Source organism: uncultured Desulfovibrio sp. (assembly GCF_944327235.1).
Classification (GTDB): domain Bacteria; phylum Desulfobacterota; class Desulfovibrionia; order Desulfovibrionales; family Desulfovibrionaceae; genus Desulfovibrio.
This window is the reverse complement of sequence record NZ_CALVHE010000129.1, coordinates 1-4,786: the sequence shown is the minus strand read 5'-3', so window position 1 is coordinate 4,786 and position 4,786 is coordinate 1. Positions and strand designations below refer to the sequence as shown.

2 protein-coding genes and 1 pseudogene are annotated in these 4,786 nt (G+C 62.1%); 2 read left to right on the top strand and 1 reads right to left on the bottom strand.

Features of this window, described 5'->3' with window-relative positions; all coding sequences use genetic code 11:
- Positions 1–467: 467 nt before the first annotated feature.
- A pseudogene (locus Q0K00_RS11365) lies at positions 468–767 on the top strand (flagellin); the annotation flags it as partial.
- A gap of 99 nt (positions 768–866) precedes the next feature.
- Here Q0K00_RS11365 and rimO read toward each other — a convergent pair.
- Positions 867–2,177: a 30S ribosomal protein S12 methylthiotransferase RimO gene (rimO, locus tag Q0K00_RS11360; RefSeq protein WP_297229610.1), complete on the bottom strand. Its 1,311-nt coding sequence runs from the start codon at positions 2,175–2,177 to the stop codon at positions 867–869.
- Positions 2,178–2,379: 202 nt separating this feature from the next.
- Here rimO and Q0K00_RS11355 point away from each other — a divergent pair, with 202 nt between their 5' ends.
- Complete coding sequence (locus tag Q0K00_RS11355) at positions 2,380–4,569, top strand: bifunctional diguanylate cyclase/phosphodiesterase (protein ID WP_297229609.1); 2,190 nt, start codon at positions 2,380–2,382, stop codon at positions 4,567–4,569.
- Positions 4,570–4,786 lie beyond the last annotated feature (217 nt).

Genomic DNA, 4,786 nt, shown 5'->3' with positions numbered 1-4,786 from the left:
GAGTAGACATGGTAACCTCCGTCTCCATACCTACTCTTTTTTGAAGCGTATGGAAATAATGAGTCCTGACCCTAGGGGATATTTGTATTGGTAATTATAATATTGACAGTAATGCAAATCTCCTGGGCTTTGATTCCAGTCAATATGATGGCTCAAATCTCAATAGCGGGCCAAATACGTATGATCAGGGAAAAACACTTAAGTATTCAACGTATAACGGGATGGTGATCGGCTACAGCGGCGATGGGGAAAGCCATGATGCTGTGCCCAATAATGGAAAGCCCTCCATTTATGATTATGAAGTGCTGACTATTGATGAAGCGACCGAAGATTTGATCGTCTGGTTTCCGCAATACGCTGCTACAGCTATCCAGGCATATTACAATTTGCCGGATCAGCAAGGCGTGCCGGACCCGCCTGGCCCGGGCGATCCGCCCCTGAATCAAAACCCGGCGGGCGACATCATTTCCATCAAGACGCAGGAACTCGCCCAGCGGACCTTGGATCGGCTGGATAACGCCATCGTCCGCAAGGATCAGGTCCGTGCGCATCTTGGCGCGATGCAGAATCGGCTGGAAAATACGGTGACCAACCTCAGCGTGCAGGCTGAGAGCCTGCAGGCGGCGGAATCCCGCATCTCGGATGTGGACGTGGCCACGGAGATGACCACCTTTGTGCGCAATCAGGTGCTCACCCAGTCGGCCACCTCCATGCTGGCGCAGGCCAATGCCTTCCCGCACATGCTCTTGCAACTCTTGCAGGGATAGGGGGCAGACGGCGTACGGCCAGTGAGAGCGTTTCCACGGGGGAATGGGCGGCGCAGTGTTGCCGCCTCGCATCTTGCCTTTTTTCAAAGGCAAGATGCTCTATGCCAGCGCGGTCAGATCGTAGGTGGCGTGCTCCACGATGTCGGCTTCCACCAGCGCGCCGGGCTGGACGCCTGGCCCGCTCACATAGGTGAGGCCGTCCACTTCCGGAGCCTGGAACCAGACGCGGCCGGTATGCAGGCCCGGCCATTCGGGATGCGGGGCATCCACCAGCACGTCCAGACGCTGCCCCACCTGCGCGGCAAGCAGGCTCTCGCTGATCTCGGCCTGAAGTTCCATAAGCGTGGCGCGGCGGCGCTCCTTGACCTCATCGGGGACCTGATCGGGCATGGCGGCCGCGGGCGTGCCTTCTTCCGGCTGATAGGCAAAGACGCCGAGCTGCTGGAAGCGGGCATCCTCCACAAAGCGGCACAGCTCTTCAAAATGTTCTTCCGTCTCGCCGGGATAGCCCACGATGAAGGTCGTCCGCAGGGCGGCCTCCGGCAGATGCTCACGCACCGTCTCCAGCACATGGCGGGGATTGCGGGCAAAGGGGCGGCCCATGCGGGACAGCACGTCGGGATGAGCGTGCTGGAGAGGGATATCCAGATAGGGGAGCAGGGGGCGTCCGGCTTCACGCAGGAAGCGCAGGAAGTCCGGCGTGATGCCCGTGGGATAGAGGTAGAGCAGGCGCAACCAGGCCAGCCCGTCCAGCGGCAGGAGGCTTTCCAGCAGGGAGCGCAGGTCCCGCGGCGGGGCGAAGTCGCTGCCCCAGGCGCTGCTGTCCTGCGCTACGAGCACGATCTCGCGCACGCCCTGGGCCAGCAGGTCGCGGGCCTCTTCGCACAGGGTGGCGGCAGGCGTGGAGCGCAGCCCGCCGCGGATGGAGGGGATGGTGCAGAAGGCGCAGGCATGGCGGCAGCCTTCACCGATCTTGAGCCAGGCATAGGAGGGGCCGGTGGACAACAAGCGCCCCGGCACGGGGGCCTCGTGCAGGGCAAGGGCCTGCGTCAACATGGCGGGCCACTGGTCCAGACGGTCGGTGGGCAGCCAGAGGTCCACTTCCGGCAGCTCGGCGGCCAGCTCGGCGGCGCCGTAGCGGCCGACCATGCAGCCGCCCACCGCCAGCAGGGGACGCCGTTTGAGGGCGCTGAGGCGTTCGATCATCTCAAGGATGTTGCGGACGGATTCCCGAACGGCCGGTTCGATGAAACCGCAGGTATTGATGAAGACCAACCGGGCGTGGCCCGGATGGGCAACACTGCGGACGGGCAGTCCCAGCGAGCCGAGGAGGTGCTCCGTATCCACGCGATTCTTGGGACAGCCGAGGCTCAGGGACCAGACGGGCAGGGTGGCGGTATGCTGTTTCATGGCGACATGCTAGCCGCAGGCCGGGATTTTGTCATCCGCCATTTTTCTTGCACAGCGGCAGCGCTTGGGCTAGGGTCGAAGCACGGAAAAATGGTATCCGTCTGCCGTGAGCCCGCGGAACGGGCATTCCCGGCAAATTTTTTTTCACGGGAAAGGAGGCGCTGCCGACACCGCGCCGCGCACTCGCTCCCGGAGGGACGGCATGTCCGAACAGCTTCTTGCACATCCCGCTTGTTCCCAGTCGCATATCTGTCAGAGTAACGGGCATTTTTGTCCATCCGTGCTGCGGCAGCTCTATGATGTCGTGCTGCTGGTGGATGTCCTGAAACAGACGGTGGCTCTGACCGAGAGCAACGGCCATTTCCCCTTGCAGCTCCCGGAACCGGCCACGCCGGACAGCTTGCTGGATCGTCTGGTGGACCCCGCCGACGCCGGGGCCTTGCGGGCCATGCTGGCTCCGGCCGTCTGGAGGCAGTTGCAGCTCGGCGGTGAGACACGCCTTGTGCAGGCCCGATGTCGCCTGCCTGACGGCCGCCGGGTGAGCATGGAGTTCTTCGTCTATCCCCTGCCGGAAAATGAAGGCGAGGGCAGGTTCCTGCTGGGGCTGCGGCAGGCGCGCCACATCATCCGCACGCAGACGGAAGCCGTCCTGCCGAAGTGCTGTCGTTACTGCGAGGCCGTCCGCTTCCGCACGGCGCTGGCCAGCACCCGTACGCTGGTCTTTGAATGGCGCGCGCCGCTCGAGCTGACCTATGTCTCGTCGAAGATCCTGCAGGATTTTGCCGGGAACTACGACGGGCGCCATATCTTCGTGGTCTGGCTGGCGGACGACGTGGTGCATGTCGATGACAGGCATATCCTGGAGGACTGCCTGCACTGCCTGCAGAGGGGAGAGGCCGGGGGCGGCGAATTCCGCCTGCGGCTCAGGAACAGGGAGAATCACTTCAGCTGGCATCAGGTGGCATGGCTCTGTACGGGCGAAGAGGCGGACCGGCGTTTCATCGCCACCATCCATAATGTGGACAAGGCCGTACGCGACGAGCACAATCTGCGTTTACGGGATGCCTACGACGAGCTGACGGGCGTCCCCAACATGGGGACGTTCTGCGCGCAGGCGCAGATGCTGCTGCGCGAGCCTGTGCCCCATGCCATCGTCTGCTTCGATGTGGGCAGCTTCAAGCATATCAATAAAAAGCATTCCTATGAGGAGGGCAACCGCCTTTTGCGGGCCATAGCCTTCATCGCCTCCGGGATGCTGCAGCGGGGGGACCTCATCGGCCATGTGGCCGTAGACATCTTCGTGGTCTGCCTGCGGGGCGGCAAGGACCGGGCGCGGCATTTCGTGGCCGGAGTATGCGATACCCTGCATCATGGCTATTCCAGCAAGATGGACGTGCGCCTCTATTTCGGCACGCGCATCGTCGAACCGGGAGAGGACGGACAGGTCCGCCAGTTCTACGATCAGGCGCGCGAGGCTCTCAAGACCGTCAAGGGCAGCTATCTGCGCCACCATGCCTTTTACGACGCGAGCCTCGGCCGCAAGCTCGATTGCGAGCATCTTGTGGAAAGCAATATGGTCGAGGGCATCGTGCAGCATCAGTTCGTGCCCTTTTTCCAGCCGCGCATCAGTATGCACAGCGGGGAACTGGTGGGGGCCGAAGTGCTGGCGCGCTGGCAGCAGAGCCCGGACGTGCAGATATCGCCGGACAATTTCGTGCCTTTATTCGAGCGGAACGGTTTCATCGTGCGCTTCGATCATTACATGTGGGAATGCGCCTGCCGTCAGCTGCGGGCTTGGCTGGATCAGGACCTGACGCCGCCGCGCCTGTCGCTCAACGTTTCCCGCATCCATTTTCAGGATGCGGGCATTGCGGACTTCCTGCTCGGTCTGCTGGACAGTTACCATGTGCCGCCGTCACTGCTGGAACTGGAGCTGACCGAAAGCGCCTTTGTGGGCAATGAGATGCACGCCCGGCCCACCATGGACCGCCTGCGTGAGGCGGGACTGACCTTTTCCATCGACGACTTCGGCACGGGCTTCTCTTCCATCACCACGCTCTGCCTGCTGCCCTTCGACGTGCTCAAGCTGGACAAGGGCCTGCTGGTCAACTGTCTGAGCAATCCGCGGATGCGTACCCTGCTGCATCATCTGGTGCCGCTGGGGCGGGAGATGGGCATGGAAGTGGTGGCCGAAGGCGTGGAAACGGTGGATCAGGCCCGCTTCCTCATGGAATGCGGCTGCGATCAGGCGCAGGGTTTCCTCTTTTCCCGTCCGCTGGCGGCGGAGGACTTCACGCGGCGCTGTCTGGAGGTCGAAGGGCCATCCACGTCGCCGTTGCGGGACGAACGCGCGGCCGAGGAAGGCGAAGCTCCTGCCGCGCCCCGGCCATAGAGTCTTTTCCGTTCGGGCCGTTTCGCGCTTTCACCCTATACGACCTGTCGTTTCGCGGAAAAAACGCGGTTTTTCCGCTCATGTTTGGCCGGGCGGCGCTGTGCTACAGCCTCGCGTTTTCCCTTTTTCAACGGCAAAACGCTCTAGACAGTGTCGTCAAATTATATTTGCCCACAAAGATATGCATCTAATTTGAACGGCGGCAAGAAAAGAGGCG